We start from the raw sequence: 25,812 nt of genomic DNA, 5'->3' as shown, positions 1-25,812 counted from the left end.
GCAAGAATGTTATCATCATTCTTGCTGCGAGATGCACATCATGTAGTGTGCCTTCTGTGTATCTCTGTTATCTATTATTTCAGGTATGAACGCTGCACCGAAGCGTTGATATAATACAAACCAATAACAAATATTTTTACTAAGGAGAGTATGAGAAATGTTCGCAAAATTATTCGAATTAAGAAACAAAAAACTCAAAGACAACAAGAAGAAAGGATTTACTCTGGTAGAGCTGATCGTAGTTCTTGTAATCCTTGCTATTTTAGCAGCACTTTTAATCCCGGCACTGACAGGATATATTAAGAAAGCAAAAGAAAAATCTATCGTAGCTGAGACACGTCAGGTTGTTATGGCTGCACAGACAATTGCTGATGAGCAGTATGGTACAATTTCATTAAAAGGAGCTGGTTCTGTAACAATTACATTAGGTGATAAAACAGGCACAACAGATGATAAGGAAACAAGTTCAACAATTACAATTACAGCAAAAGATATTGCAGAGCTTGCAGAAGTATCAGCAGAAAATATTAAAACTGTTACAGGTAAAGATGGAAAAATCACTAAAGTTGTTTACGAGAATGATGGTAAACAGTGTACATATCAGTTAGAGGGCAATGATACTGATGGATATGACCTCACAAGCAAAGGTACATATACTGTAAAATAATAAGTAACATGAGGTAACCCAATGTCAGTCACAGCATCCGCGAAAACAAAAACTAAATATCGTTGGATCAGGTTGACAATTTACCTGCTGATCATAATCCTGCTTGCTATTGTTTTAGTAGTTCCTGGGGTGCTCCGGTTAATCTACCGGGCAGACTCCCAGGTAGCTCTGGGGAATGCCAAATCGGTGCGGATGGCAACCCAGGTAATTGCAACACAACAGTATGGCGGGGATAATGCTTTCTGCGATGCTACCCGGGAGGGAGGCATCGCAGATGGCTTATATGAGGAAATTTTACAGTTAAGTGAAGCACCCGGAGATTTCTGGATTCTTCAGATGGAAGACGACGGTTATACCGTACGCCAATTTGTTTACCGGGAAAATGAATATACCGTATGGTATGATGCGGATGCCGATGCGAAGTACCTTGTATATCATGAAGATAATATCATTCACACCGGAGACTGAGATGTTAGTAGCAATAGAGATAATCATTAAAGTAATACAGTTCTTTTTCGGAGCGTGTATTTTCAGTTTTTTAAATGTAGTCATAGACCGATTACCGCGACAGGAAAGTGTCGTGAAGGGAAGAAGTCATTGTACAAGATGCGGCAGAGAATTGACTGCATTGGAATTGGTTCCATGCATCAGTTATATCTGTCTTGGAGGAAAATGTAAAACTTGCGGTGTAAAGATACCGCCGAGAGATTTTATAGTAGAAATAATTGGAGGAGCAGCATTTATTGGCTGTGGAACTTATTTTGGCTGCGGCAATTCGGGGATTATTTCTCTGAGAGGCGCAGTAATTTTTGCGTATTTAGGAATATTACTTGTAGTAGCCCTGATCGATCAGGATACACAGATGATATATGATAGATTTCATGTAATGATTCTGGCGCTGGCGATAGCCGCAATCTGGTTATTCCCGGAGCATGGGATCAGAAGTCGTCTGCTTGGGGCAGTTGTGATCGCAGTACCGATGCTGGTGATCAGTCTGCTGATTCCGGGAGCTTTTGGCGGCGGAGATATCAAGCTGATGGCAGTATCAGGCTTGTTTTTGGGAGCAGCGCCTACTGTATGCGCCATGTTTATCGGTCTGGTGACCGGAGGCGGTTACGGAGCATATATGCTGATAAGTAAGAAATTAGACCGGAAAGATCATTTTGCGTTTGGTCCGTTTCTGGCATTTGGACTGGCAGTTGCCGTGTTTGCAGGAGACCGGATCGCGGAATGGTATCTGGGAATGTTATAGAGAACAGACAGTAGGAATATAGACAGAAAGGAAATCAGAGGATGGCACGTTTTCGATATGTTGCGAAGGACATGAAGGGAAAGAGACATAAAGGCACGTTGGAAGCTACAGCTGAAAATGTGTTGCAGCAGCAATTGCGGGAAGAAGGACTTTTTCTGATCAGTGCAAAAAATCTGACGGATACACATGGGTATCAGAAGCTGAAAGCAAAGCAGCTTGCTGTGTTTTGCCGGGAATTATCAACGTTGTTGGCATCCGGTGTCAGTCTGGTACGTGCGTTGGATATTATTTCGAATCAGGAGGGAATTCCGGATTCGGAACGTGAAGTATATCAGGATGTTTTACAGGATCTGAAAAAAGGTATTCCGTTGTCTGAGGCGATGGAGTCAAAAAAATGTTTTCCGGAGCTGATGATTGGAATGCTTCGTTCCGGCGAGGGAAGCGGTAATATCGATCAGGTGACCGGACGTCTGGCAACACAGTATGAGAAGGATTATAAGCTGACACAGCAGGTGAAGTCAGCGATGACTTACCCGATGATCCTGCTGATATTGTGTGTGGCGATCGTGATTTTGATCGTAACCTTTATTTTACCGCAGTTTCAGTCACTGTTTGACCAGATGGATTCTCTTCCGGTGCCGACGACCATTCTGATCGCGTGTTCGAATTTTATAACGCAGCGTTGGTACGTTGCACTGATGGTCGTATTTGCGATCGTTGTGGTAGTAAAACTGATCGCGGGTATTCCGGGTGTGCGAAGAACGCTGGATCGTGGCAAAGTGCGGATGCCGGTATTTGGGAATTTATTTAAAGTAATCTATACAGCGCGGTTTGCGCGTACGTTAAGCAGTCTGTACAGTAGTGGTATGCCGATTGCGACTGCTATTGCAACAGCGGGAAATACCATTGGAAACCGCTACATTGAGGAACAGTTTGAAGAAGTGGTAACTCAGGTACGAAGCGGTGTGCCGTTATCTCAGGCACTGCACGGTGTGGACGGATTTCAGAAAAAACTGGCAAGTACGGTTCAGATCGGTGAGGAAAGTGGTCGTCTGGATCTGATGCTGGATTCTATCGCATCTTCTCTGGAGGATGAGGCAGAACAGGCAACCAAGCGGATCGTAACGCTGCTGGAGCCGATTCTGATCGTTTTTATGGCAGTGATTGTTGGATTTATTATGATTGCAGTTATGTTACCGATTTATCAATCCTATGCATCGATTGAGAATTCTTAAAGGAGTAAACGTAAATGAGTGATACAGTAATAGTAGTACAGGATGAGTGCATTCTGGTCGCTGTCGGCAAAGCGGGCAGACCACCGAAAGTACAGAAAGTAGAGCGGATCCCGTTAAATGGTTTTGGCGATCCAATCGAACTTTGGAAAGAAGCACTGACTGAATATACGAAAACGCATGATCTGGGACCGGTGAAGCTGGTACTTCCTTCTGCTTATGCATCTGGTCGTGTGACGCAGATCCCATATGCAACAGGAAAAGAACTGGTTCAGATGGCAGAGAAAGTAATGGAGGAAGCCGGTAGTAATGCGTTGGCAGATTATGGTGTGATCTCTGCGAACCGAAAACAGGGAATTACACTTTGCTGTGGAAGTGCGGAAGAAGCGGATATTTCCAAGATTATGGGATTTTGCCAGGAAATCGGTCTGGATGTGAAGGAGATCAGTGTCTATGTGGAGAGTTATCTGCGTGTCATCGCACACCAGAAAGCACTGAGCCAGAAAACGGCAATCTATCTGATCTTTGAGGAAAACAGTGTTACAAGTCTGTTATATCGAAACGGTGTGTATCTGTATTCCACGAAAAGCCGTATTTTCAGCGAGCATGGTACACTGGATTTTGGAACAGAGATCGTGCGGCACATTTCCGGTATTTTACAGTTCTATACGACAACGAATTCAGAAACACCGATCACGGATGTTTATTATGCGGCATGTGATCCGGATGATTTCGAGGTCAGTATGGAAGGAATTCATGCAATGCAGCTTGAAGCACAGCCGTTAAAGATCGACCTGTCTTTCCATGCGGCAGAGAGAGCGGAGGATTGGCTTGCCTGCATTGGTGCACTGACGAAGGAAAAATTAAAGGAGATCAATCTGTACCGCAGTTGGAGTGAAAATAATGAGACCGGTATGGTAAAATCCAAAAGTATGGTAAAACAGATTCTGTATCCGGCAGCGGTGCTTGGAATCTGTGCAGTGATCTATGCCGGTGTGATGGTCTGGAATATGGCGGAATCCCACAAAGTATCTGAGATTGAGGACTGGATCAATGATCCGCAGGTGCAGGAAGATTATAGTCAGGCGCAGGCGAAGCAGAAGCAGAGCAGTCAGCTGAGTTTTGATCTGAATCAGGTAAATCAGATGAAAGAAAATCTGGCAACTTATCCGGATCTGACGGAAGATATGATCGCAAAGATTGAGGATGTCGGTGGAAACGATATGTCTGTCCGCATTGAATCTCTGGATATGGGAACCGGAACACTGACGTTTCATGCAGTAAGTTATAAAGTTATTGATATTCCAACTTATATTCAGAAACTGGATGATACCGGATTGTTTGAATCCGTAAATTACAGCGGATATAATTTTGAAGATAATGAGTATTCCCTGATGCTGACCTGTGTGTTGAAGGCAGCAGAGACCGGAGGTGATCAGTAATGAAATTGGAGATGGATTTAAAACCGAAGGATATTGTACTCTTAAAGGTACTGGGATGTGTACTGATCGCGTTTGTGATGATCCGTTTTCTGATCTTCCCGGGAATTGAAAAACATATGGATCTGGTAGATCAGCGGGATGAAGTCGTGGCAGAACAGGAAGATATGCAGGCACTGATCGACCGAAAGGATACATTTGATGCCATTATTGCAAATCAGCAGTCTTCGTTAAAAAGTGCGCAGGAGGGCTATTATGACCTGTTGGAAAACCGGGAGGTGGATGAACTGATCACCGGAATCGTGTTAAATCACAACCTGTTTCCGGTTTATCTGAATATTACAGATACGACAGCGGGTGTTCCGGAAGCTTATTTGTATGCCCCACAGGCAGCGACGGGCAGTACTTCAACGACAGACAGTGTTGCAGATACTTCGACGGATGCAACACAAGATTCCGCTGCTGCTGACAGTACAGACAGCAGTGATTCAGAGGATTCCGCGGCAGAAAGCCGCATAGCTGTTCCCATACCATATGTAAACACGACTTCTGTGGATGTGACAATCCGTGGAAGTGAGTCTGAGATTAAGGGCTTTCTGGATGATATTGCAAGAAATTATCCTGGTATTCAGGTACGTACATTTAATATGCAGGAAAATGATTATGTGAATACAACAATGCAGACTGTTTCCGAGATGAGTTGTAGCTGCACGCTGGCAGTATATGTCTGCGGAGAGCAACAGACTGCACAGACTGAAGGAGCGAGTAATTAAGTGAAAACAACAAATCTGAGAATTGGAGATATTCTGGTTGAAAAGGGATATGTTACCCCGGATCAGATGAATCAGGCACTTGCCTGGCAGAAAGAGCACAGGGATAAACGTGTCGGACAGATCCTGATGGAGTTGGGATTTGTGTCAGAGTCACAGGTGCTGGATGCTCTTGCCAGCAGACTGCATCTGAATATTGTAGATGTGGCTCAGCTTTCTGTAGATTTGCAGGCGGTAGGCAAGGTCAGCAGAGAAGTCTGTGAAAAGAATCTGATCCTTCCGGTGAGTCTTCAGGGACACAATATGGAGATCGTGACTAATGATCCGCTGAACTATTTTGCCCTGGAGGAAGTAAGACAGCAGACCGGTTGCCAGCTTGAGATCTCCCTGAGCGAAGAAAAACCACTGCGAAAAGCTATTTCTTATTATTTTGCGGAGGTCAGTGCGCGGAAGGCAGCAACACAGGCGAATGTGGATTTTGCAGTAGCAGCGCAGGATGAAATCGAAATCGAAGATCTGGAATCCGGGGATGATGAAGCACCGATCATCAGATTGTTGAACAGTCTGATTGAACGAGCCATCAAAACGGAAGCCAGTGATATTCATATCGAACCATTTGAGACGGAAACAAAAGTACGAATGCGTATTGATGGTGTGATCATGGAGTATGTTACGATCCAGAGAAACATTCATGCACCGCTGATTGCACGTATCAAGATTTTGTCTAATCTGGATATTGCGGAAAAACGTATTCCACAGGACGGACATTTTCGTGTTACGTTAGAGGGCGGAAGTGTCAATATCCGTGTATCTATTTTGCCAACAGTATTTGGTGAAAAGGCGGTTCTGCGTATTATGGCAGCAACCACGCATATGGATCATGCGGATCATTTTGGTATGGATGACTACAGTTATAACCAGTTTGCACCGATGCTGAACCATCCGAATGGAATTATTTATATTACCGGACCGACCGGAAGTGGAAAATCGACCACGCTGTATATGGTGTTGGATTATCTCTCCGGCAGAAATGTCAATATTTCTACCATTGAAGATCCGGTGGAGAAGAATCTTCCGGGAATCAATCAGACGCAGGTAAATCCGGTTGCGGGTCTGACTTTTGATGTGGGACTGCGTGCCCTGATGCGTCAGGATCCGGATATTATCATGGTTGGAGAGACCCGTGACGGCGAGACTGCCGGTACTTCGGTACGTGCGGCGATTACCGGTCATGTGGTTTTGAGTACATTACATACAAATGATGCGGTTTCCAGTATTGTCCGTCTGGAAGATATGGGCGTTGAGACGTATCTGGTTGCCAATTCTCTGGTGGGACTGGTGGCACAGCGTCTGATGCGTAAAGTGTGTCCGAATTGCAGTACAGAAATGCCAACGACGGAGCAGGAGCGTAATTTTCTGGGAGAAGATATCAAGACAATACGTCGTGGCGCAGGCTGTTCACGTTGTAATCATACCGGTTACAGTGGACGAATCGCGGTGCATGAAATCGTGGCAATCGATAATCAGATCCGCAGAATGATCATCAATCACAGTCCGGTGGAAGAAATCTCAGCGTATGCCAGAGAGCATCAGCATATGCGTACCTTAAAAGAAAGCGGTTTGATTCTTGTAAAAGAGGGAAAGACAACACCGGAAGAATTGTTAAAGATCAGTTATGAATAAGTTTTGGAAAAACTAAATCTGACAAACAAATTTTGAAAAGAAACAGGAAGAAAAGAGAAATATTTTGGCAAGGAAATGTCAAGGTGTTTCAGGCAGAAAGAGAGGTCTGACAAAGTGGCAGAAGAAGCGTTAAGACAGGCGGCGGATGCGATCATCCGGGAAGCCCGTGAGCGAAAAGCATCAGATATTCATATTTCAGAAGGGATGCCGATTTGGTATCGTGTCAACGGACGTCTGCTTCCGGCACAGACACAGATGTCGGCGAAGGAGATTCGCGGTATGCTGTATGCGATCATGCCGAAGCGTCATGCCGAAAAATTTGAAAAAGGATTTGATGCAGATTTTTCCTTTCAGACTTCCGATGGACATCGCCAGAGGGTAAATGTGTTCCGCCAGCAAAAAAAGATGGCAGGCACGATCCGTCTGCTGAATGCATCCATTCCGACACTGGAAGAACTGAAGATGCCGACGGTGCTCTATGAGATGGCAAAAGCACCCCGTGGTCTGATCCTTGTTACCGGGCCGACGGGAAGTGGAAAATCAACCACACTGGCGGTGATGATCGAATATATGAACCAGAACAGTGACCGCCACATCATTACGATTGAAGATCCGATCGAGTATGTGTATGAAACCAAAAAGTCGTTGATCCACCAGCGGGAAGTTGGCGAAGATGTGGGAGATTTTGCATCGGCTCTGCGAAGTGCCCTGCGTGAAGATCCGGATGTGATCTTAGTGGGTGAGATGCGTGACTATGAAACGATTCAGGCAGCTTTACTTGCGGCGGAAACAGGACATCTGGTACTGTCTACTCTGCATACAACAGGCGCGGCACAGACGGTAGAGCGAGTGATCGATGCCTGCCCGACGGGAGGTCAAAATCAGGTCAGAGTCCAGCTTGCAGGTACGTTAAAAGGCATTGTCAGTCAGTGCCTGATCCCGTGTGGCGGCGGTGTGACCCGTGTGGCAGGTACGGAACTTCTGGTAGCAACGGATGCGATCCTGAACCTGATCCGGGAAGGAAAGACACATCAGATTTCCAATATGATGCAGTCGGGAACAGCACTTGGCATGCATACTCTGAATATGGATCTGGTACGGTTGATGCAGCAGGGATATATTACCAGAGAAGATGCAGCAATTTATACGAATAATAAAGCAGAGCTGGAAGCGACTTTGCGATAAAACAAAATACGTCTGGGTTTGAAAAGAGTTATGAAAATCTTATGAATTCTAAGCATTTCATAAACTTTTTGGGAAATACCTAGACGTATTTTCTTTGCTGTGGTATGATGTTAGGCGAAATATCGGAGGTAGAAAATGTCAGATTTTGATAAGAAGAAACCAAATATAAAAAACGATACAGATACAGATGAAATTTATGAGATCCCGGACATCGTGACCGGAGGAAGCGAACATAAAGAAGCAAAAGAACCGAAAATAAAAAAAGAAAAAAGAGTGAAACCAATGAAGCAGACCAATTCGGAAAATAATAAAGAAAAACATAACAAAGAGAATAAAAAACATACATTTGAAATGAAAAATAAAAAGCATAGTAAGAAAGCCGCACAGGATGATATTATGGAAGATCTTGAGTTTATCTCTGAGGAATCCGTAAAGGATAAGTCCCGTATGGCAGAGGGAAAACCAATCTCCCATGAATTTGTTTCCAAAAAGAAAACCCTGCGACGCAGCGTGGACGAGATGGAGGCAAAAAAGGAAAAATCCGTGGCATTCATGCGTAGAAATATAGCATTTGTCGGCATTGCCTGTCTTGTGGTCGTTGTGGCGATCTGTGCGATCGTGATCGGCGTAAAGAGCATGAAAGCAAAGAAAGCGGCGGCAGAGAAAAATCAGACGCTGTCCACACAGGAATATGAAAAAGACGGACATGCAGAGATCAATGAGCTATTTGCAAATTACTATAAAGCATATGCAGCTGGTGATACCGAAGAAATGGTTGGCTATGCAAATCCGATTACGGACATGGAAAAAAGTTACATTTCCATGTATAGCCAGTATATTGAGAAGTTTGACAATATTATTTGTTATACAAAAACCGGAGCAGATGAGAATTCCTACATTGTTTCCGTTGCTTATGATCTGAAATACAAAAATGTAGAGACAGCGGCACCGGGACTGGATTTCTTCTATGTCCGTACCAATGACAAAGGACAGGTATACATTGATAATACTTACAGTTCTTTCAATTTGAGCTATCAGGAAAATCCGCTGGATGATACGATCCGTCAGCTGATCAACGACTATGAGGCGGGTGAGGACGTAACTGCATTACAGGCAAACGTTCAGACACGTTATGAGGAAGCAATTGCACAGGATGCGGATTTGAAAAATATGATCGAAACAACGATTGTCAATGCAATCAACGAATGGAAAACTGCACAGGATCAGCAGGCACAGCAGAAAACACAGGAAGCTGCAAATCAGGTAGCCGCAGATCAACAGCAGCAAGACCAGCAGCAGGCAGCAGATCAACAGCAACAGCAGGATCAGCAGCAGACACCGACGGAGACAGAGCAGAAAGCATGGGTTTATGCAACCGAAACAATGAACATCCGTCAGGAGCCGAATGAGCAGTCTGCGGTACTGGCATCTGCATTGCAGGGGTCTGAGCTGAGACAGCTTGCCGTTACTTCGGATGGATGGAGCAAGGTTAAGACCGGTGATATCGTTGGATATGTGAAAACAGAATATGTAACGACACAGCATCCGTAAAAGGAAGACGCAAGCGGCGTATAAAGATAAGAAAAAGGGGACAGCCAGTCTGTTCCCTTTTGATGTCTGTCTGGGGTGTGCGGCTTCGATAAAAATAAAATAGACAGAACATTTGTTCTGGTGTATAATGAGATACATATTTTAAACGGGAGTGGCAATACTAACCAAAAACGGAGGTATTGTCATGACACAAAAAGACGAAGACGATCTGTTACATGAGATATGCAGAAATGCCAGCATGGGTGTGGAAGCGATTCACGAAGTACTAAAGGATATTTATGATGAGGAGTTTGCATATGAATTAAATGTGCAGGCAGATAAAATGCAGCAGTTTGGCAGAAAGGCAGGAATGCGGCTGCGGGAGAACGGAGAAGAACCGGCAGAACCGAAACCAATCTCTACGGCGATGCTGAAAACGGCGATCCGTATGAAAACAATGGTGCAGAATAAGACTGGAGATATGGCAGATCTGATGTATAAGGGAAATGACCGTGGAGTCAGGGAATTAAAACATGCGATCCACAAATATAAAGATGCCGGAATTTATGCCACAGAGCTGGCAAAGGAAATGATAGATTTTGAGGAGGAGAATCTTCAAAAGATGCGTTCTTATCTGGATGAGGAATGAATGGAAAACAATCGAAGAAGCATAGGAAAATTACAATGTTTGAAAGATTACGATGAAAGCTGTCACAAATATGATAATCGTTAAACCGTGGTAGTTAAGTCGAATGGCAAAATTACGATAAGGAAAATGGAGCGGGATATGGAAGAAAAACAGGCGGGAATCCGCATTAATAAATATCTCAGCGAAGCCGGGGTTTGCTCCCGGCGCGCTGCGGATCGTGAAATTGAAAAGGGAAACGTATGGATTGATGGTCGAAAGGCAGTGACCGGTGACCGGATCCTGCCGGGAATGAAAGTGACGTTTTGCGGAAAAGAAGTTTCTCCTGAGGATGAGGAGATTCTGATCGCGTTTCACAAGCCGGTGGGAATCGTGTGTACGGCAGAGAAACGGGAAAAAAATAATATCATTGATTACATCGGTTATCCGAAGCGGATTTATCCGGTGGGACGACTGGATAAGGATTCTGAGGGTCTGATCCTGCTGACCAATCAGGGCGAACTGGTGAATAAGATGATGCGGGCAGGCAATTATCACGAAAAAGAGTATGTGGTGACGGTCAACAAAGATATTACCGGTGATTTCTTAAATCAGATGCGAAATGGTCTGTATCTGGAGGAACTGGATGTACATACGAGACCGTGCAAAGTGAAAAAAGTCAGTGCGCGAACCTTTCAGATCATTCTGACACAGGGATACAACCGCCAGATCCGAAGAATGTGTGAAGCCTGTGGCTACCGTGTGCGAAAGCTGGTGCGTACAAGGATTATGAATATTTTGCTTGGAGATCTGGAAGTCGGAACGTATCGGGATCTGACCAGAGAGGAATTGCAGGAGTTGAAGAAACTGACGGCACATTCTTACAGTGCACCAAAATCTGGTAAAAAAGGGACAGCCAGAAAGTAAGTTAAGACTACTGAAAAATCGAGCAGATCAAATCAAATAGAATGCATGTGGAACTTGGCATGTGACAAAATGACCTATTCTTTACAGAATATAGATTGACGTAAGTATAAAGACGGAGAAATGAAAATGGAACAGGAAAATTATAAAGTAAGGGCAGAAGAACTGCGAAAACAAATAGAATATCACAGCAATCGTTACTATAATATGGATGATCCGGAGATCACCGATTATGAGTATGATATGATGATGCAGGAGTTAAAAAAGCTGGAGAAAGAGCATCCGGAGCTTGTGACACCGGATTCTCCGACACAGAAAGTCGGCGGAACTGCAAAACGTACCGCGGGCGTGTTAGTGCGTCATAACGTGCCGATGCTGAGCCTGCAGGATGTATTTTCTAAGGAAGAAGTCTATGAGTTTGTGCATGAGATGCAGGAACAGTTAGAAAATCCGGAGTTTGTCGTAGAATACAAGATTGACGGACTTTCCATGGCGCTTCGTTATGAAGAAGGCGAATTGAAGCTGGCAGTCACCCGTGGAGACGGTATCATTCAGGGTGAGGATGTGACGGCAAATGCCAGAGTGATTTCCGATGTGAAGAAAAAAATGAAACAGCCGCTGCCATATATCGAAATCCGCGGCGAAGTTTATATGAAAAATGCAGATTTTGAAAAGGTAAATGAAACACAGGAAATGCTTGGCAAAAAGACCTTTGCAAATCCACGAAACTGTGCGGCAGGCACGCTGCGTCAGTTAGACAGCCGGATCACAAAAGAACGAAAACTTTCTATGTTTGTATTTAATGTGCAGGAAGTGCGTGGACATGAATTTAAAACGCATGTGGAAGGATATGAATATCTGAAAAAACAGGGCGTCCCGGTGATCGAAGATTACCGTGTCTGTCATACTGCGGATGAGGTGTGGGATGCCATTTGCAAGATTGGCGAGAACAGAGGAAATCTGTCTTATGATATTGACGGCGCCGTTGTAAAATTAAATTCTATCGCTGACCGTCAAAAACTTGGAGCAACCTCTAAAGTACCGCGTTGGGCAATCGCATATAAATATCCGCCAGAGGAGAAGGAGACAAAGCTGCTGGATATCGAGTTGTCCGTAGGCAGAACAGGACGTATCACGCCGACTGCCATTTTTGAACCGATCCGTCTGTGCGGAACCAGTGTTTCCCGTGCAACTTTGCATAACCAGGATTTTATCAATACTCTGGATGTGGGAATCGGGGATACCATTGTGGTATACAAATCCGGTGAGATCATTCCAAAGATCAAAGAAGTGCGCAAGGAAAAACGTCCGGCAGACTGGCAGCGATTCCAGATTCCGGATACCTGCCCGGTCTGTGGAGCAAAAACGGTCCGGGAAAAAGATACGGCAGATATTCGATGCGTTTCTCCGGATTGCCCGGCACAGTTAGAGCGGCATATCATTAATTTTGTCGGACGTGATGCCATGGATATCAAGGGCTTTGGTGCCGTTTATGTGACAGAACTGGTACGCCTTGGCTACATTCATGATATTGCGGATATTTACGTTCTGAAAAATCACCGTGAGGAACTGATCGAACAGGGCATTATCGGAAAAGAGAAAAATACAGACAAGCTGCTGGATGCCATTGAACAGTCCAAACAAAATGAGCCGTTTCGTCTGCTGACAGGATTTGGAATCCAGAATGTGGGAAAAGCAGCGGCAAAGGCAATTATGCGCCAGTTCAAGAGCATTGACGCCCTGGCAAAGGCAGACAGAGAGCAGCTTCTGGAAGTGAACGATATCGGAGAAGTCAGCGCAGAGTGTATTCTTGATTATTTCGCAAGTGAAAAGAATCAGAAGATTTTGGAACGCCTGCGGGAATATGGACTTACCATGGAACTGGCGGAAGATGATACGGTCGGTGATCTGCTGGCAGGTCTGACCATTGTTGTGACAGGTACGCTGCTAAACCTTGGCAGAAAAGAGGCACAGGAGCTGATTGAAAAGAACGGTGGAAAAGCTGCCGGCAGTGTTTCGAAAAAGACCAGTTATGTGCTGGCAGGTGAAAATGCCGGAAGCAAGCTGACGAAAGCGGAGCAGCTTGGAATCCCGGTAATTACAGAAGAAGAATTTCTGCATATGATCCAGAAGGATGCATAGGCAGAAAATGGATTGAAAATAGATAGGGCTGTATGGGTTATTTGTGTATAAGTAGGCAGCATGAGCGGATTGATCCGATTTGCCTGCAGGTTGTTAGATTGACGGAAATTTGGGATAGTGACAGATGAGTAAAAAGGACAGCAGACACGAAAAAAAACGGAATATGAAAGAGTTACTTGCTACGATGTTCAAAATTGGCTGCATCGGATTTGGCGGCGGAACGGCACTGGTGCCGGTCATCGAATCCGAAGTTGTATACGAAAAAAAGCTGATCGATAAGGAAGAATATACAAAGGACGTGATCGTGGCAAATATCACCCCGGGTGCCCTTCCGGTGGAGGTGGCAGCAGGAGTTGGCAGGAAGGTCTGCGGAATGCCGGGGATGCTGCTCTCCGCACTTCTGATGGGAATGCCGGGAACGTTCCTGACGGTATTACTGCTGATTCTGATCAACAGTTCGGGAATACGGGTGTTGCAGCAGATTTTGTTTGCTTCCGCAGGTGTCACCGCCTATATCATTTATATGCTGATCATGTATGCAAAAGGGACCTGGCGGGAATGTCGGGAGAGTGGAACGGCAAAAAGTGGTATGTTTTTTATGTTTCTGGTGTTTTTCCTGACTTCCGGAAAGGAACTGTTTCAGTTATTTGGCATCAATCGGACACCGATCTTTGATATTTCAACCATTGACGTGTTGTGCGCGGCATTTTTTATCATTTTTTATACCGGTGGTGTTTTTCGATGGGGCAGAGTGATCGTATCCATTATCATTACGGTGCTGTATTGCCTCTGCGTGGGAAAAATGCATCTGATCAGCAGTACAGTGGTGCTTGGAATCATCCGGCTTACCATGGTGGTGCTGTCAATTTATGGACTGCGTACTGGTATCGAAGGAAAGATTCCGTTTTCATGGAAATCGTTAAAGCGGTTGATTCGGGAGGAAGTCTGTTGGGCGGCAATGTTTTTTCTGCTGTCTTTGCCGGCGTTGCTCTGTTTTGGAAAGACACTGGCATTTGCGGGCAGAGGATTGATCTCAGCAGTTATTTCATTTGGCGGCGGAGATGCTTATCTGGCGGTGGCAAACGGTATGTTTGTCAATACGGGAATGATTGGATATGATGATTTCTATTTTAAGATTGCTTCTGTAGCGAATGGTCTGCCGGGTTCGATCCTGTGCAAGATCCTGGCAGGAGTGGGATACATATTGGGGTGTCAGTCCGGCGGTGTCTGGTGCGGCATTTTTGTGGCATTATGTGGGTTTGCCTGCAGTATTGCAGCATCCGGCGGTACATTTTCCGCAGTAGTCTATATTTATGAACGATTTGAAAATCTGCAGATTTTTCAGGTGCTGCAGACGTATATGCGCCCCATCGTGGCAGGATTGCTTTTGACAGTGTGCACTTCCATGATCTATCAGAACATGAGTATTGCCTGCTGGTATTTCTGGCCGCTGGTATCTATGGTACTGCTGACCTTTGGCATTTTTTTGTTAAATGTATTCTGGCGGCGGCGCGGTGTGGTGCGCCCATTACAGATGGTACTGTTTTCGGCGGCGGCATCCCTGATTGTGTGCAACGTATTTGCATCGATCCCATAAAAAAACGTTTTCAAACATCAAATAATTTGATATACTAATAAATAATATTGAAAATCTGATTATGATAAGGAGGTTTTTTTCCATGGCTGAAGATAGACGAGGATTAAAGATCAAAGAGGATGGACTTGGAGAAGTTCAGATCGCAGAGGAAGTAATTACAATTATTGCAGGACTGGCAGCTACAGAAGTTGAGGGTGTCTGCTCCATGGGCGGCAACATTACAAAAGAGTTGGTAAGCCGTCTTGGTATGAAAAATCTTTCCAAAGGTGTACGCATCGAAGTGGATGAGGAGGATAAAGTTCAGGTATATGTAACCATCAATATTGCTTATGGTTATGCAATCCCGGAAGTATCCCGTAACGTACAGGAGAAGATCAAATCCGCCATCGAGAATATGACAGGACTGGAAGTATCTGGTGTCAATGTAAGAATTGCAGATGTTGATATGAAAGGCGCAGCTGAGTAGGAAAATCTGCGCGTGGGCGTATGGTGAGCGCCATGAAATACAAATAGAAAAACGGTGGAGGAAAATATGAGCCGAAGAGAACAGAGAGAACAGATTTTTAAAATTCTGTTTGGAGTTGAGTTTCACAGTGCAGATGAACTGGAGGAACAGATTGGATTATATATGGAGGATTTGGGAGACATCCGCAAAAAAGATGCCGACTATATGACCGGAAAGGTACGCAGTATTGTGGAGCATATGGATGAGATCGACGGAATGATCAACCAGGCATCCAAAAACTGGAAGACGACACGTATGGCGAAAGCAGAGCTTTCCATTCTGCGTCTTGCTGCATATGAGATCAAGTATGAGGATGATATTCCGGTATCTGTATCCATTAATGAGGCAGTTGAACTGGCAAAATTATACGGATCAGATCATGGACCGGCATTCGTAAACGGAATCTTATCAGGAATGGTATGAAACAACGAAATGTCTATTCCGTCGGACAGATAAACACGTATATCCGCAATATGTTTGCTCAGGATTTTATGATGAATCATGTTGCGGTACGTGGGGAAGTGTCTGACTGCAAATATCATTCTTCCGGGCACATTTATTTCACTTTGAAAGATGAGACCGGTGTGCTCAAAGCGATCATGTTTCGGACACAGGCAGCACGGGGACTGCCTTTTCGTATGAAAGAGGGCGACCGTGTTGTGGTGATCGGAGCGATCCGGATTTACGAGAGAGACGGAAAATATCAGCTTTATGCGGAAGAAATTTCCCGGGAGGGCGCAGGACTTCTTTATCAGAAATTTATGGAGACAAAGAAGGAACTGGAAGAAATGGGCATGTTTGCGGAAGAGTACAAGCAGCCGATTCCACGTTTTGTATCCCGGGTAGGTGTTGTGACAGCACCAACCGGAGCTGCTGTCCGCGATATTCAGAATATTTCACACCGGAGAAACCCTTACGTACAGATGATTTTGTATCCGGCACTGGTGCAGGGCGAGTACGCTGCGGCATCTATCGTGCAGGGCATTCACGCGCTGGAAGCAAAAAATGTGGATGTGATCATTGTTGGCAGGGGCGGTGGTTCAATGGAAGACCTGTGGGCATTTAACGAAGAAATTGTCGCACGGGCTATTTTTGAATGTCCGATTCCAATCATTTCCGCGGTGGGACATGAGACGGATTTTACCATTGCCGATTATGTGGCAGATCTGCGGGCACCGACACCTTCTGCAGCAGCAGAGCTGGCAGTGTTTGAGGTTGACCGGGTACTGGATATGCTTCAAAACGGACGAGAACTGCTCATGCGGCGTCTGCAGCAGCAGATTGAGAAAAAGAGAAGTTTTCTGCGGGAATATCAGTTGCGCTTGCAGAATCTGCATCCGAAAAATCAGTTACTGCAAAAAAGACAGTATCTTACGGATCAGGAGGAAGCATTAGAACGTAAAATGCAGGAGATTCTGCGGCAGAAACGGCACAGACTGGAAATGTATGCGGCGAGACTGGAAGGTGTTTCTCCATTAAAAAAATTGCAGGGACCGTATGCGTTTCTGGCAGATTCGGATGGAAAGCCGTTGCAGCAGGCAGCTAAGCTGCATCCGGGAGACCATTTTACAGCGCATATGCTGGATGGCACGATTGAAGCCGAAGTGCGCCAGATTAAGAAGAAAGAATAATATCTGCGGACATTTTTTGCGAAGAAAGTTCTCAGAAAATGGAGAGCAGTCAGTATAAAGGAAATGCACAATATGGAAGTAAATCAGGCATCAGAAAAAGATACAGAAGCCGGACAGGAGCGTCAGCCATCTCTGGAGGAGCTGTTTGCACGTCTGGACGGGATTCTTAACAATATGGAAGATCCGGATATTTCACTGGAGGATGCGTTCTCTCTGTATGAGCAGGGGATGAAGGACATTCGAAGCTGTAATGAAAAGCTGGATCTGGTAGAGAAAAAGATGATGGTGATCGCAGAGGATGGAACGGAAGTTCCTTTTGCATAGGAGAGGTACGGAATATGGAAATCAAAGAAAAAATAATGGAGCATACCAAAGAGGTGGAAGATATTATTGTAAAATTTCTTCCGGCAGAGGAGGGGTATCAGAAGACGGTCATGGAGGCAATGAATTACAGTTTTCTGGCAGGCGGAAAACGTCTGCGCCCAATGCTGATGCTGGAAACGTATCGTCTGTTTGGTGGCAGCTCCAAAGCGATTGAGCCATTTATGGCAGCAATTGAGATGATCCATACGTATTCCCTGATCCATGATGATCTTCCGGCAATGGATAATGATGATTATCGCCGTGGAAGAAAAACGACACATGTCGTATATGGAGAAGCAATGGGAATCCTTGCCGGTGATGCATTGCTGAATTTTGCATTTGAGACAGCGTGCAAAGGGTTGATGTTGGAGCCGGGCAATCCGAATGTGGCAAAAGCGATGCAGCTGTTAGCACAAAAAGCCGGTATTTATGGCATGCTTGGCGGACAGGTCGCTGATGTGGAATCTGAGGGATTACCGTTAGAGCGGGAAAAACTGGATTTTATCTATGATCTGAAGACCGGGGCACTGATCGAGGCTTCTATGCTGATCGGAGCGGTGCTTGCCGGTGCTGATGAGGAAGCACAGAATGTGATCCTACAGGTTGCCGGAGATATCGGTCTGGCATTTCAGATTCAGGATGACATTTTAGATGTCACCAGTGATATGGAGACACTGGGAAAACCGATCGGAAGCGATGAGAAAAACCACAAGACAACTTATGTGACAATCCGTGGACTGGAACAGGCACAGAAGGACGTGGAAGAAATATCACAGAGAGCATTGGACGGCCTTGCCTCTCTGAAAGAAAAAAATGGTTATCTGGATGAATTGGTAGCATACCTGATTCACAGAAAAAAATAGAGGATAAAAATGTCGGTATTAGATCGAATTAATCAACCAAATGATATAAAATATTTAAGTGAGACGCAGTTGGAAGAATTGCCCGGAGAGATCCGGCAGTTTCTGATCGAGCATCTTTCCAAAACCGGAGGGCATCTGGCATCCAATCTGGGTGCTGTGGAGCTTACGATGGCGTTGCATCTGGTGTTGAACTTTCCGGAGGATAAACTGATCTGGGATGTGGGACATCAGTCTTATACACACAAGATCCTGACCGGACGGAAGAATGAGTTTGACCATCTGCGGCAGTTAGATGGCATGAGTGGTTTTCCAAAACGGTCGGAAAGTGACTGTGACTGCTTTGATACAGGACACAGCTCTACATCCATTTCCGCAGGACTTGGATTTGCAAGAGCCAGAGATTTGCTTGGGGAAGACTACAATGTGGTTTCTGTGATCGGAGACGGTGCATTGACCGGTGGTATGGCATTTGAGGCATTGAACAATGCAGCAGAGCTGAATACCAATCTGATCATTGTATTAAACGATAATAAGATGTCTATTTCTGAAAATGTGGGAGGACTTTCCCAACATCTTGCTTCTCTGCGAACCGCAGAGGCATATCAGGAATTTAAGTCCGGGGTACACAGTTCTCTGGAGCGTCTGCCGTATGGTGAACGTGTGGTGCGCAGAATCCGCAAGACAAAAAGCAGTTTAAAACAGCTTCTGATTCCGGGTATGATCTTTGAAAATATGGGAGTGACGTATCTGGGACCGGTGGACGGACACAATCTGAACGATATGGTTCGGATTTTGCAGGAAGCAAAGAAGGTCAACGGACCAGTAGTTGTACATGTACAGACAGAGAAAGGACTTGGCTATCTGCCGGCAGAAGAACATCCGGCGCATTTCCATGGCACAGGACCGTTTGATATTGCGACTGGAAAAGCTTTGGCAAAAAAGGAAAAAGCAACCTATACCGATGTGTTTTCTACGGTAATCTGTAAGATTGCTGCAAAAAATGATGAAGTTGTGGCAATTACGGCTGCTATGGCAGACGGTACCGGTTTAAAACGGTTCCGTTCGGAATATCCTGCCAGATTTTTTGATGTGGGAATTGCGGAAGGACATGCAGTCACTTTTGCAGCAGGACTTGCGGCAGCGGGACTGCATCCGGTATTTGCGGTGTATTCTTCCTTTTTGCAGAGGGGATTTGACCAGGTTGTACATGATGTCTGTATGCAGAATCTCCCAGTTGTATTTGCCATTGACCGTGCAGGTCTGGTTGGTGCAGACGGTGAGACGCATCAGGGCGTGTTTGATCTGTCCTATATGGGAATGATCCCGAATATGACGGTGCTTGCACCGAAAAATAAATGGGAGCTTGCAGATATGCTTCGGTTTGCATTCCGGCAGAATGGACCGGTGGCAGTGCGGTATCCGCGTGGAACTGCCTATGACGGTCTGAAAGAGCACCGTGCACCGATCTGTTATGGAAAGAGTGAATGGCTCTGTGAAGAAATGCAGATTGCGATCTTTGCCGTTGGAAACATGGTAGAAGAAGCTGTGAAGGTACATGAGATCCTTCATGAGAGAGGCTATGACTGTTCGCTGATTAATGTCCGTTTTGTAAAACCGCTGGATCAGGAAACACTTCTGAAAGCAGCAAAGGAGCATTTGTTGATCGTCACCATGGAGGAAAACGTTTTGCGTGGTGGTTTCGGTTATGCAGCAGCAGCTTTCTTAAGTGCGTCAAATGTGAATACAAAAGTACTTCATTTCGGCATTGACGATCAGTTCGTACAGCATGGAACGGTTTCCCAGTTACATGAGCGGATCGGTCTGGATGCACAGAGCATGGCAGAGAAAATTATTGAGACATACAAAACCATTTAGGATAAAAAATTAGGATTAAAGGATATAAAAAACGAAGATGAAAGAAAGACTGGATATATTACTGGTAAAAAGAAATCTGGCTCCTTCCAGAGAAAAGGCAAAAGCAATGATTATGGAAGGAAATGTATTTGTCAACAATCAGCGGGAAGATAAAGCAGGTTCCTCTTTTGATGAAAATGTCCCGATTGAGATTCATGGAAACACGTTAAAATACGTCAGTCGTGGCGGTCTGAAACTGGAGAAAGCCATGAATGAGTTTGATCTGACGTTAGAGGGTGACATTTGTATGGATATCGGTGCTTCCACCGGTGGTTTTACGGACTGCATGTTACAGAACGGTGCCACAAAGGTATATTCTGTGGATGTCGGATATGGACAATTTGCCTGGAAGCTGCGTCAGGATCCGCGTGTGGTCTGCATGGAGAAAACCAATATCCGTTACGTGACACCGGAGGATATCGATGATGTGCTAGATTTTGCATCGGTGGACGTTTCCTTTATCTCACTGACGAAAATTTTAGAGCCTGCAAGAAATCTCTTAAGAGACGGCGGACAGATGGTTTGTCTTATCAAACCACAGTTTGAGGCAGGACGTGAAAAAGTCGGAAAAAAAGGCGTGGTCAGAGACAAGGCAGTACATCTGGAAGTGGTAGAGCGCATTGTATCCTTTGCGCTGGAACACGGATTTTCCGTGCTGCACCTTTCCTATTCTCCGATCAAAGGACCGGAGGGAAATATTGAGTATCTGGTGCACATCCAGAAAAGCGAAACTGCGACAAAGGAGGAAAGCGTTGATCCGGTGGCAGTCGTAGAAGCTGCACATGCAGAGCTTGATAAGTAATATTATGAAAAAGTTTTTTATCATCACAAACGAACATAAAGATATGAATCTGGCAGTTACCAATGCCATTTCCGATTATATTATTGCAAAAGGTGGAACCTGCACCCATTATGTTAGCACAAAAACCGGATGGAGTGAGCGCAATCTTCGGCGTTTTGAGCAGTCCGACATAGATGCGGATTGTATCATTGTGCTTGGCGGTGACGGTACACTGGTGCGGGCAGCCAGAGATATGGCAAGTATTGGGATTCCGCTGATCGGTGTCAATATGGGAACGTTAGGTTATCTGTGTGAGCTGGAGCGAAGCACGGTGTTTGATGCCATTGACAAGCTGTTTAACGATCAGTATGAGTTGGAAGAACGCATGCTGATCGCGGGAAGTGATTCCAAGGATGATACGGGTAAAACAACATTTGCCCTGAACGATATTGTGATCCATCGATGCGGCATGCCGCAGATCGTCAATCTGATCGTGTCAGTCAATGGAGAGTATCTGGCAACTTACAGCGCCGATGGTATCATTATTTCCACACCGACAGGATCTACCGGTTACAGTATGTCTGCGGGCGGTCCGATCGTCGATCCGAAAGCAGATCTGATGCTGATCACGCCGATCAATCCGCACAGTGCACTGGCAAAAAGTATCGTAGTCGGATCAGATGCGGAGATTGACGTCATTCTGGCAAAACGCCGCCAGGAGGAGGACGAGGAGGCAGAGGTCAGCTTCGATGGAGACCGCTTTGTGCATATGAAAGTCGGAGACAGTATTCATATTAAAAAAGCGCCGGAATCTGCAAAGATTCTGAAGCTGAATCAGTTAAGCTTCTTACAGATCCTGCGAAAAAAAATGCAGGAGATTCATTAAAAACGGCAAAGACTGGGTGAATATGGAAAGACAGAATTTATTTGATGTAACACATAGGGATTAGGTATGTGAGACATGCTATGGAGGTGCCAGAAGTGAAAGCAAAACGGCATGCAAAAATATTGGAAATTATACGGAAATATGATGTGGATACGCAGGAGGAACTCTGTGTCCGGCTTAATGAAGCAGGATACAAGGTGACACAGGCAACGGTATCCCGTGATATCCGGGAATTAAAGCTGACAAAGGTAGCGATCAAAGGAGGAAAGCAGAAATATACTTCCCTCTATGATGCGGGACAGGATCTTGAGGAAAAATACAGACGTGTCTTCAAAGACGGTGTGATTTCTCTGGATATGGCACAAAATATTCTGGTGATCAAGACGGTTTCCGGAATGGCGATGGCAGTTGCGGTTGCTTTAGATGCCATGGACTGTAATGAGATTGTCGGCAGTATTGCGGGGGATGACACCATTATGTGCGCGGTGCGTACGGTGGAGGATACAGCTGCACTGATGCAGCGGCTTCGGGGACTACAGAGAGAGTAGAAGGAGAGAAGTAGGAGTATGTTATTAAACCTGCATGTGAAAAATCTTGCACTGATCGAAGAATCAGAGGTGACCTTTGGATCGGGACTCAATATTTTATCTGGTGAGACCGGAGCCGGTAAATCCATTATTATCGGTTCCGTGAATCTGGCACTGGGTGGAAAGGTCTCCAAGTCCATGCTGCGGGAAAATGCAGAATTTGCGCTGGTGGAGCTGATTTTTTCTGTGGAGCATAAGGTACAGGAAGCGGCATTGCGTGAGCTTGAGGTATATCCGGAAGATGGCGAGATCATCATGAGCCGAAAAATCTATGCCAGCGGACGCAGCGTCTGCCGGATCAATTCAGAAACGGTTTCTCAGGCACTGATGCGAAAAGTGGCATCACTGCTCATTGATATTCACGGACAGCATGAGCATGAATCACTGCTGGCAAAGCGAAATCATATGAAGTATCTGGATGCCTATGCAAAACGGGAGCTGGAAGCACCAAAAGCAGAACTGACAAAAGAATATGAACATTATACCGAGATTCGGAAAAAACTGGAGGAAGCCTCTCTGGATGCGGAGCAGCAGGCAAGAGAGATTTCCTTTTTGCAGTATGAGATAGAAGAAATCGAAAATGCAGATCTTCGAATCGGGGAGGATGAGGAGCTGGAAGAAGATTACCGGCGGATGTCCCACGGACGAAAGATCATGGAATCGGCGGCAGAATGTCAGGAACTTTGTTCCGAAGGCAGCGATAATGCGGCAGATCAGATCGGACGTGCTGTACGTGCACTGCACGCAGTTTCTCAGTTTGACGAATCTTTTGCGGCTTTTTCAGAACAGCTGGAAGAAATTGAAAGTCTGTTCAGTGATTTTAACCGAGATCTGGCAGGATATGTGTCGGAACTGGATTTTTCCGAGGAAGCATTTCAGAGCGTGGAAGAACGTCTGAATCTTATTAATCATTTAAAGGCAAAATATGGAAAAACGATAGAACGTATTTTGCAGGAAAAGCAGACAAAAGAGGAAAAACTGGATCAATTACAGCATTATGAAGAATATCGGAGCGAATTAGAGGGAACATTAAGAAACAGCGAAGCTACATTACAGCATTGCTGTGAGACAGTAACGGATATTCGAAAAAAATATGCAAAAGAGCTGTCAGACCAGACCAGACAGGCATTGCTGGATCTGAATTTCCTGGATGTACAGTTTGAGATGGAATTTGGCAGACTGGATCATTATACCGCAAATGGATGGGATGAGACACGGTTTATGATCTCCACGAATCCGGGAGAACCATTGAAGCCTCTGGACGCCGTTGCTTCCGGTGGTGAGTTATCCCGAATCATGTTGGCATTAAAGACGGTTCTGGCAGAAAATGATGAGATCGAGACACTGATCTTTGATGAAATTGACAGTGGAATCAGCGGCAGAACGGCACAGATGGTAGCGGAGAAGATCAAGCTTACCGGAAAGAATCATCAGATCATCTGTATTACCCATTTACCACAGATCGCTGCCATGGCAGATCATCATTTTTTAATTGAAAAAACTTCCAGTGCAGATGTTACCATTTCCAATATCCGAAGTCTGGACCGCGAGGAAAGTATTCAGGAACTTGCCCGAATGCTTGGCGGCGTGAAGATTACGGATGCGGTGTTGACCAATGCGAAAGAGATGAAAGAAATGGCAGATGCGGTAAGATAATACCTGTGTGAAATCATTTAAAATTCATATAATAAAAACAGAAAGATACCTGTAAAAGGGTATCTTTTTTTGAATGCGTGTAATAATTGCGAGAAAAAGAAAAGGTGATGGATAACATAGCAAGAAAAAATTGATTTTTAAATATTTCGGACATAAGAGAAAATTCCTTTAGAAAGATGGGGGGTTGACATGCAGGTGCTAAAAAAATATCAAAAATACAGAAGAAAAAGCTTCCTGTTTTTCTGTGTGATACTGATCTGTTCGGCATATTTGTGGCTGGTGGATGCCATTCCGGATACCATATCCATTTTACAGGGGGAAGAAGTGGCGCTGGCAGAAGGTTTGCCGGTGACAACGAAGCTTGAAACTACGGACGGTACGATAACTTCTTCCGGAAACATAAACGGCAGCAGTTATGAGGTTTCCTGCCGATTATTCGGGATTATTCCGGTAAAGTGCGTGACGGTGCACATTGTAAAAGAAGCACAGGTGATTCCCTGTGGGACACCGTTTGGAATTTATATCCACACGGATGGTGTTCTGGTGGTGGATATCAGCGATATTGTGCAAAATGGCATAACAGTGGAAAGTCCGGCGGCGCATATTTTGAAATCGGGTGATTACATTACGGCAGTGAATGGAACGACGGTATCGGAGAAAGAAGAATTGCAGCAGGCGGTAGCAGAAAGTGGTGGGGAAGTCTTGTGCCTTTCTGTAATGCGGGATGGCGAATCACTGGAGTGTGAACTGCGTCCGGCATTAAATGATACGGGAAATTATCAGCTTGGTATCTGGGTGAGGGATGATCTGGCAGGAATCGGGACGCTGACTTATGTGGAGGCTGCAGGGAGATTCGGTGCATTAGGGCATGGAATCACGGATGTTGACGTGGAGCATCTGGTCAGTATGCAGTCAGCTACCGCCTATCAGGCGCAGATTCTCAGTATCATTCGCGGAGAGAAAGGTTCTCCCGGAGAGCTGGTGGGACAGATTTACTATAATCATGCCAACGAGATTGGAGAAATTACAAAAAATACAAAAAATGGAATTTTCGGTCGATTAGAAGGCTTGCCGGATGTTTTGCAGGAAGCGTCTGCCATGGAGATTGGATTCAAACAAGAAATCGAAACCGGTCCGGCACAGATTCTGGTAACCTTAGAAGATACGCGCCAGCTTTATGATATCACGATCACAGACGTGGATCTGAATCCACAGGAATCCAATAAAGGCATTGCCTTTCAGGTGACGGATGATGCGCTGATTGAGGAAACCGGAGGTATCATTCAGGGCATGAGCGGTGCGCCGATTTTGCAAAATGGAAAAGTGATCGGAGCAGTGACACATGTTTTTGTCGATAATCCGACGAAAGGGTATGGCATTTTTATAGAAACGATGCTGGAACAGGGGAGCAGTGAATAAGGTACGAAATAAAAAGCCATATAATAATTTATGAATAACACAAAGGTAAAAAAGAGAAAGCAAAATAAAAAAGGCAGAATGAGATAGAAGAGGGGGAATGCGTGCGAAAAGTGACAAATCAGTTTCCACTCCAAAGCCTATGTATCAACTTTGGAAGTGTA

The 25,812-nt window shown here is 45.1% G+C and carries 24 protein-coding genes; all 24 read left to right on the top strand.

Annotation, left to right across the window (positions count from 1 at the left end; genetic code table 11):
- Positions 1 to 157 precede the first annotated feature (157 nt).
- Positions 158 to 667 (top strand): prepilin-type N-terminal cleavage/methylation domain-containing protein, encoded by a 510-nt coding sequence (locus DXB15_RS04240; RefSeq protein ID WP_118702151.1) that lies wholly within the window; start codon positions 158 to 160, stop codon positions 665 to 667.
- A gap of 21 nt (positions 668 to 688) precedes the next feature.
- The gene (locus tag DXB15_RS04235) at positions 689 to 1,135 is read left to right on the top strand and encodes a hypothetical protein (RefSeq protein ID WP_118702150.1); all 447 of its coding nucleotides are present in this window, start codon (positions 689 to 691) and stop codon (positions 1,133 to 1,135) included.
- A 1-nt stretch (position 1,136) separates the two neighbouring features.
- Positions 1,137 to 1,919: a prepilin peptidase gene (locus DXB15_RS04230; protein ID WP_118702149.1), complete on the top strand. Its 783-nt coding sequence runs from the start codon at positions 1,137 to 1,139 to the stop codon at positions 1,917 to 1,919.
- 41 nt (positions 1,920 to 1,960) lie between these two features.
- Entirely contained in the window at positions 1,961 to 3,154 is a 1,194-nt protein-coding gene (locus DXB15_RS04225) for a type II secretion system F family protein (protein ID WP_118702148.1), read from the top strand.
- A gap of 14 nt (positions 3,155 to 3,168) precedes the next feature.
- A complete protein-coding gene (locus DXB15_RS04220; RefSeq protein WP_118702147.1) occupies positions 3,169 to 4,593 on the top strand; it encodes a hypothetical protein in 1,425 nt (474 codons plus the stop codon).
- On the top strand, positions 4,593 to 5,363 hold the full coding sequence (locus tag DXB15_RS04215) for a hypothetical protein (RefSeq protein ID WP_118702146.1): 771 nt from the start codon (positions 4,593 to 4,595) through the stop codon (positions 5,361 to 5,363). The genes DXB15_RS04220 and DXB15_RS04215 overlap by 1 nt, the downstream gene beginning before the upstream one ends.
- Entirely contained in the window at positions 5,364 to 7,043 is a 1,680-nt protein-coding gene (locus DXB15_RS04210) for a GspE/PulE family protein (RefSeq protein WP_330427461.1), read from the top strand.
- Between the two features lie 114 nt (positions 7,044 to 7,157).
- Complete coding sequence (locus tag DXB15_RS04205; protein ID WP_243115597.1) at positions 7,158 to 8,228, top strand: type IV pilus twitching motility protein PilT; 1,071 nt, start codon at positions 7,158 to 7,160, stop codon at positions 8,226 to 8,228.
- 135 nt (positions 8,229 to 8,363) lie between these two features.
- Positions 8,364 to 9,779: an SH3 domain-containing protein gene (locus tag DXB15_RS04200; protein WP_118702144.1), complete on the top strand. Its 1,416-nt coding sequence runs from the start codon at positions 8,364 to 8,366 to the stop codon at positions 9,777 to 9,779.
- A 184-nt stretch (positions 9,780 to 9,963) separates the two neighbouring features.
- Entirely contained in the window at positions 9,964 to 10,407 is a 444-nt protein-coding gene (locus tag DXB15_RS04195) for a hypothetical protein (protein ID WP_109214306.1), read from the top strand.
- 138 nt (positions 10,408 to 10,545) lie between these two features.
- Positions 10,546 to 11,310, top strand: a complete 765-nt coding sequence (locus tag DXB15_RS04190; protein WP_109214333.1) for a pseudouridine synthase — start codon at positions 10,546 to 10,548, stop codon at positions 11,308 to 11,310.
- 126 nt (positions 11,311 to 11,436) lie between these two features.
- Complete coding sequence (ligA, locus tag DXB15_RS04185; RefSeq protein WP_118702143.1) at positions 11,437 to 13,449, top strand: NAD-dependent DNA ligase LigA; 2,013 nt, start codon at positions 11,437 to 11,439, stop codon at positions 13,447 to 13,449.
- A gap of 124 nt (positions 13,450 to 13,573) precedes the next feature.
- A complete protein-coding gene (locus DXB15_RS04180) occupies positions 13,574 to 15,046 on the top strand; it encodes a chromate transporter (protein WP_118702142.1) in 1,473 nt (490 codons plus the stop codon).
- A gap of 82 nt (positions 15,047 to 15,128) precedes the next feature.
- The gene (locus tag DXB15_RS04175) at positions 15,129 to 15,512 is read left to right on the top strand and encodes an Asp23/Gls24 family envelope stress response protein (RefSeq protein WP_109214303.1); all 384 of its coding nucleotides are present in this window, start codon (positions 15,129 to 15,131) and stop codon (positions 15,510 to 15,512) included.
- A 66-nt stretch (positions 15,513 to 15,578) separates the two neighbouring features.
- The gene (gene nusB, locus DXB15_RS04170) at positions 15,579 to 15,974 is read left to right on the top strand and encodes a transcription antitermination factor NusB (RefSeq protein WP_109214302.1); all 396 of its coding nucleotides are present in this window, start codon (positions 15,579 to 15,581) and stop codon (positions 15,972 to 15,974) included.
- Positions 15,971 to 17,182, top strand: coding sequence for an exodeoxyribonuclease VII large subunit (gene xseA / locus DXB15_RS04165; RefSeq protein ID WP_109214301.1), 1,212 nt, complete (start codon positions 15,971 to 15,973; stop codon positions 17,180 to 17,182). Before nusB ends, xseA begins: the two co-directional genes overlap by 4 nt.
- 72 nt (positions 17,183 to 17,254) lie before the next feature.
- The gene (gene xseB / locus DXB15_RS04160; RefSeq protein ID WP_109214300.1) at positions 17,255 to 17,506 is read left to right on the top strand and encodes an exodeoxyribonuclease VII small subunit; all 252 of its coding nucleotides are present in this window, start codon (positions 17,255 to 17,257) and stop codon (positions 17,504 to 17,506) included.
- Positions 17,507 to 17,520: 14 nt separating this feature from the next.
- Positions 17,521 to 18,408, top strand: coding sequence for a polyprenyl synthetase family protein (locus tag DXB15_RS04155; RefSeq protein ID WP_109214299.1), 888 nt, complete (start codon positions 17,521 to 17,523; stop codon positions 18,406 to 18,408).
- Positions 18,409 to 18,417: 9 nt separating this feature from the next.
- A complete protein-coding gene (dxs, locus tag DXB15_RS04150) occupies positions 18,418 to 20,283 on the top strand; it encodes a 1-deoxy-D-xylulose-5-phosphate synthase (protein ID WP_109214298.1) in 1,866 nt (621 codons plus the stop codon).
- Positions 20,284 to 20,320: 37 nt separating this feature from the next.
- Positions 20,321 to 21,124 (top strand): TlyA family RNA methyltransferase, encoded by an 804-nt coding sequence (locus DXB15_RS04145; protein WP_109214297.1) that lies wholly within the window; start codon positions 20,321 to 20,323, stop codon positions 21,122 to 21,124.
- Positions 21,125 to 21,128: 4 nt separating this feature from the next.
- On the top strand, positions 21,129 to 21,989 hold the full coding sequence (locus DXB15_RS04140) for an NAD(+)/NADH kinase (RefSeq protein ID WP_118702216.1): 861 nt from the start codon (positions 21,129 to 21,131) through the stop codon (positions 21,987 to 21,989).
- A 95-nt stretch (positions 21,990 to 22,084) separates the two neighbouring features.
- Positions 22,085 to 22,537, top strand: coding sequence for an arginine repressor (gene argR, locus DXB15_RS04135; protein WP_109214331.1), 453 nt, complete (start codon positions 22,085 to 22,087; stop codon positions 22,535 to 22,537).
- Positions 22,538 to 22,555: 18 nt separating this feature from the next.
- Complete coding sequence (gene recN, locus DXB15_RS04130) at positions 22,556 to 24,232, top strand: DNA repair protein RecN (RefSeq protein ID WP_109214296.1); 1,677 nt, start codon at positions 22,556 to 22,558, stop codon at positions 24,230 to 24,232.
- A gap of 189 nt (positions 24,233 to 24,421) precedes the next feature.
- The gene (gene spoIVB, locus DXB15_RS04125; protein ID WP_118702141.1) at positions 24,422 to 25,651 is read left to right on the top strand and encodes a SpoIVB peptidase; all 1,230 of its coding nucleotides are present in this window, start codon (positions 24,422 to 24,424) and stop codon (positions 25,649 to 25,651) included.
- Positions 25,652 to 25,812 lie beyond the last annotated feature (161 nt).

The organism is Roseburia sp. OM02-15 (assembly GCF_003481835.1).
Classification (GTDB): Bacteria; Bacillota; Clostridia; order Lachnospirales; family Lachnospiraceae; genus Eubacterium_I; species Eubacterium_I ramulus_A.
Note: the sequence above shows the minus strand (reverse complement) of the source record. Positions and strands in the feature narration are given on the sequence as shown.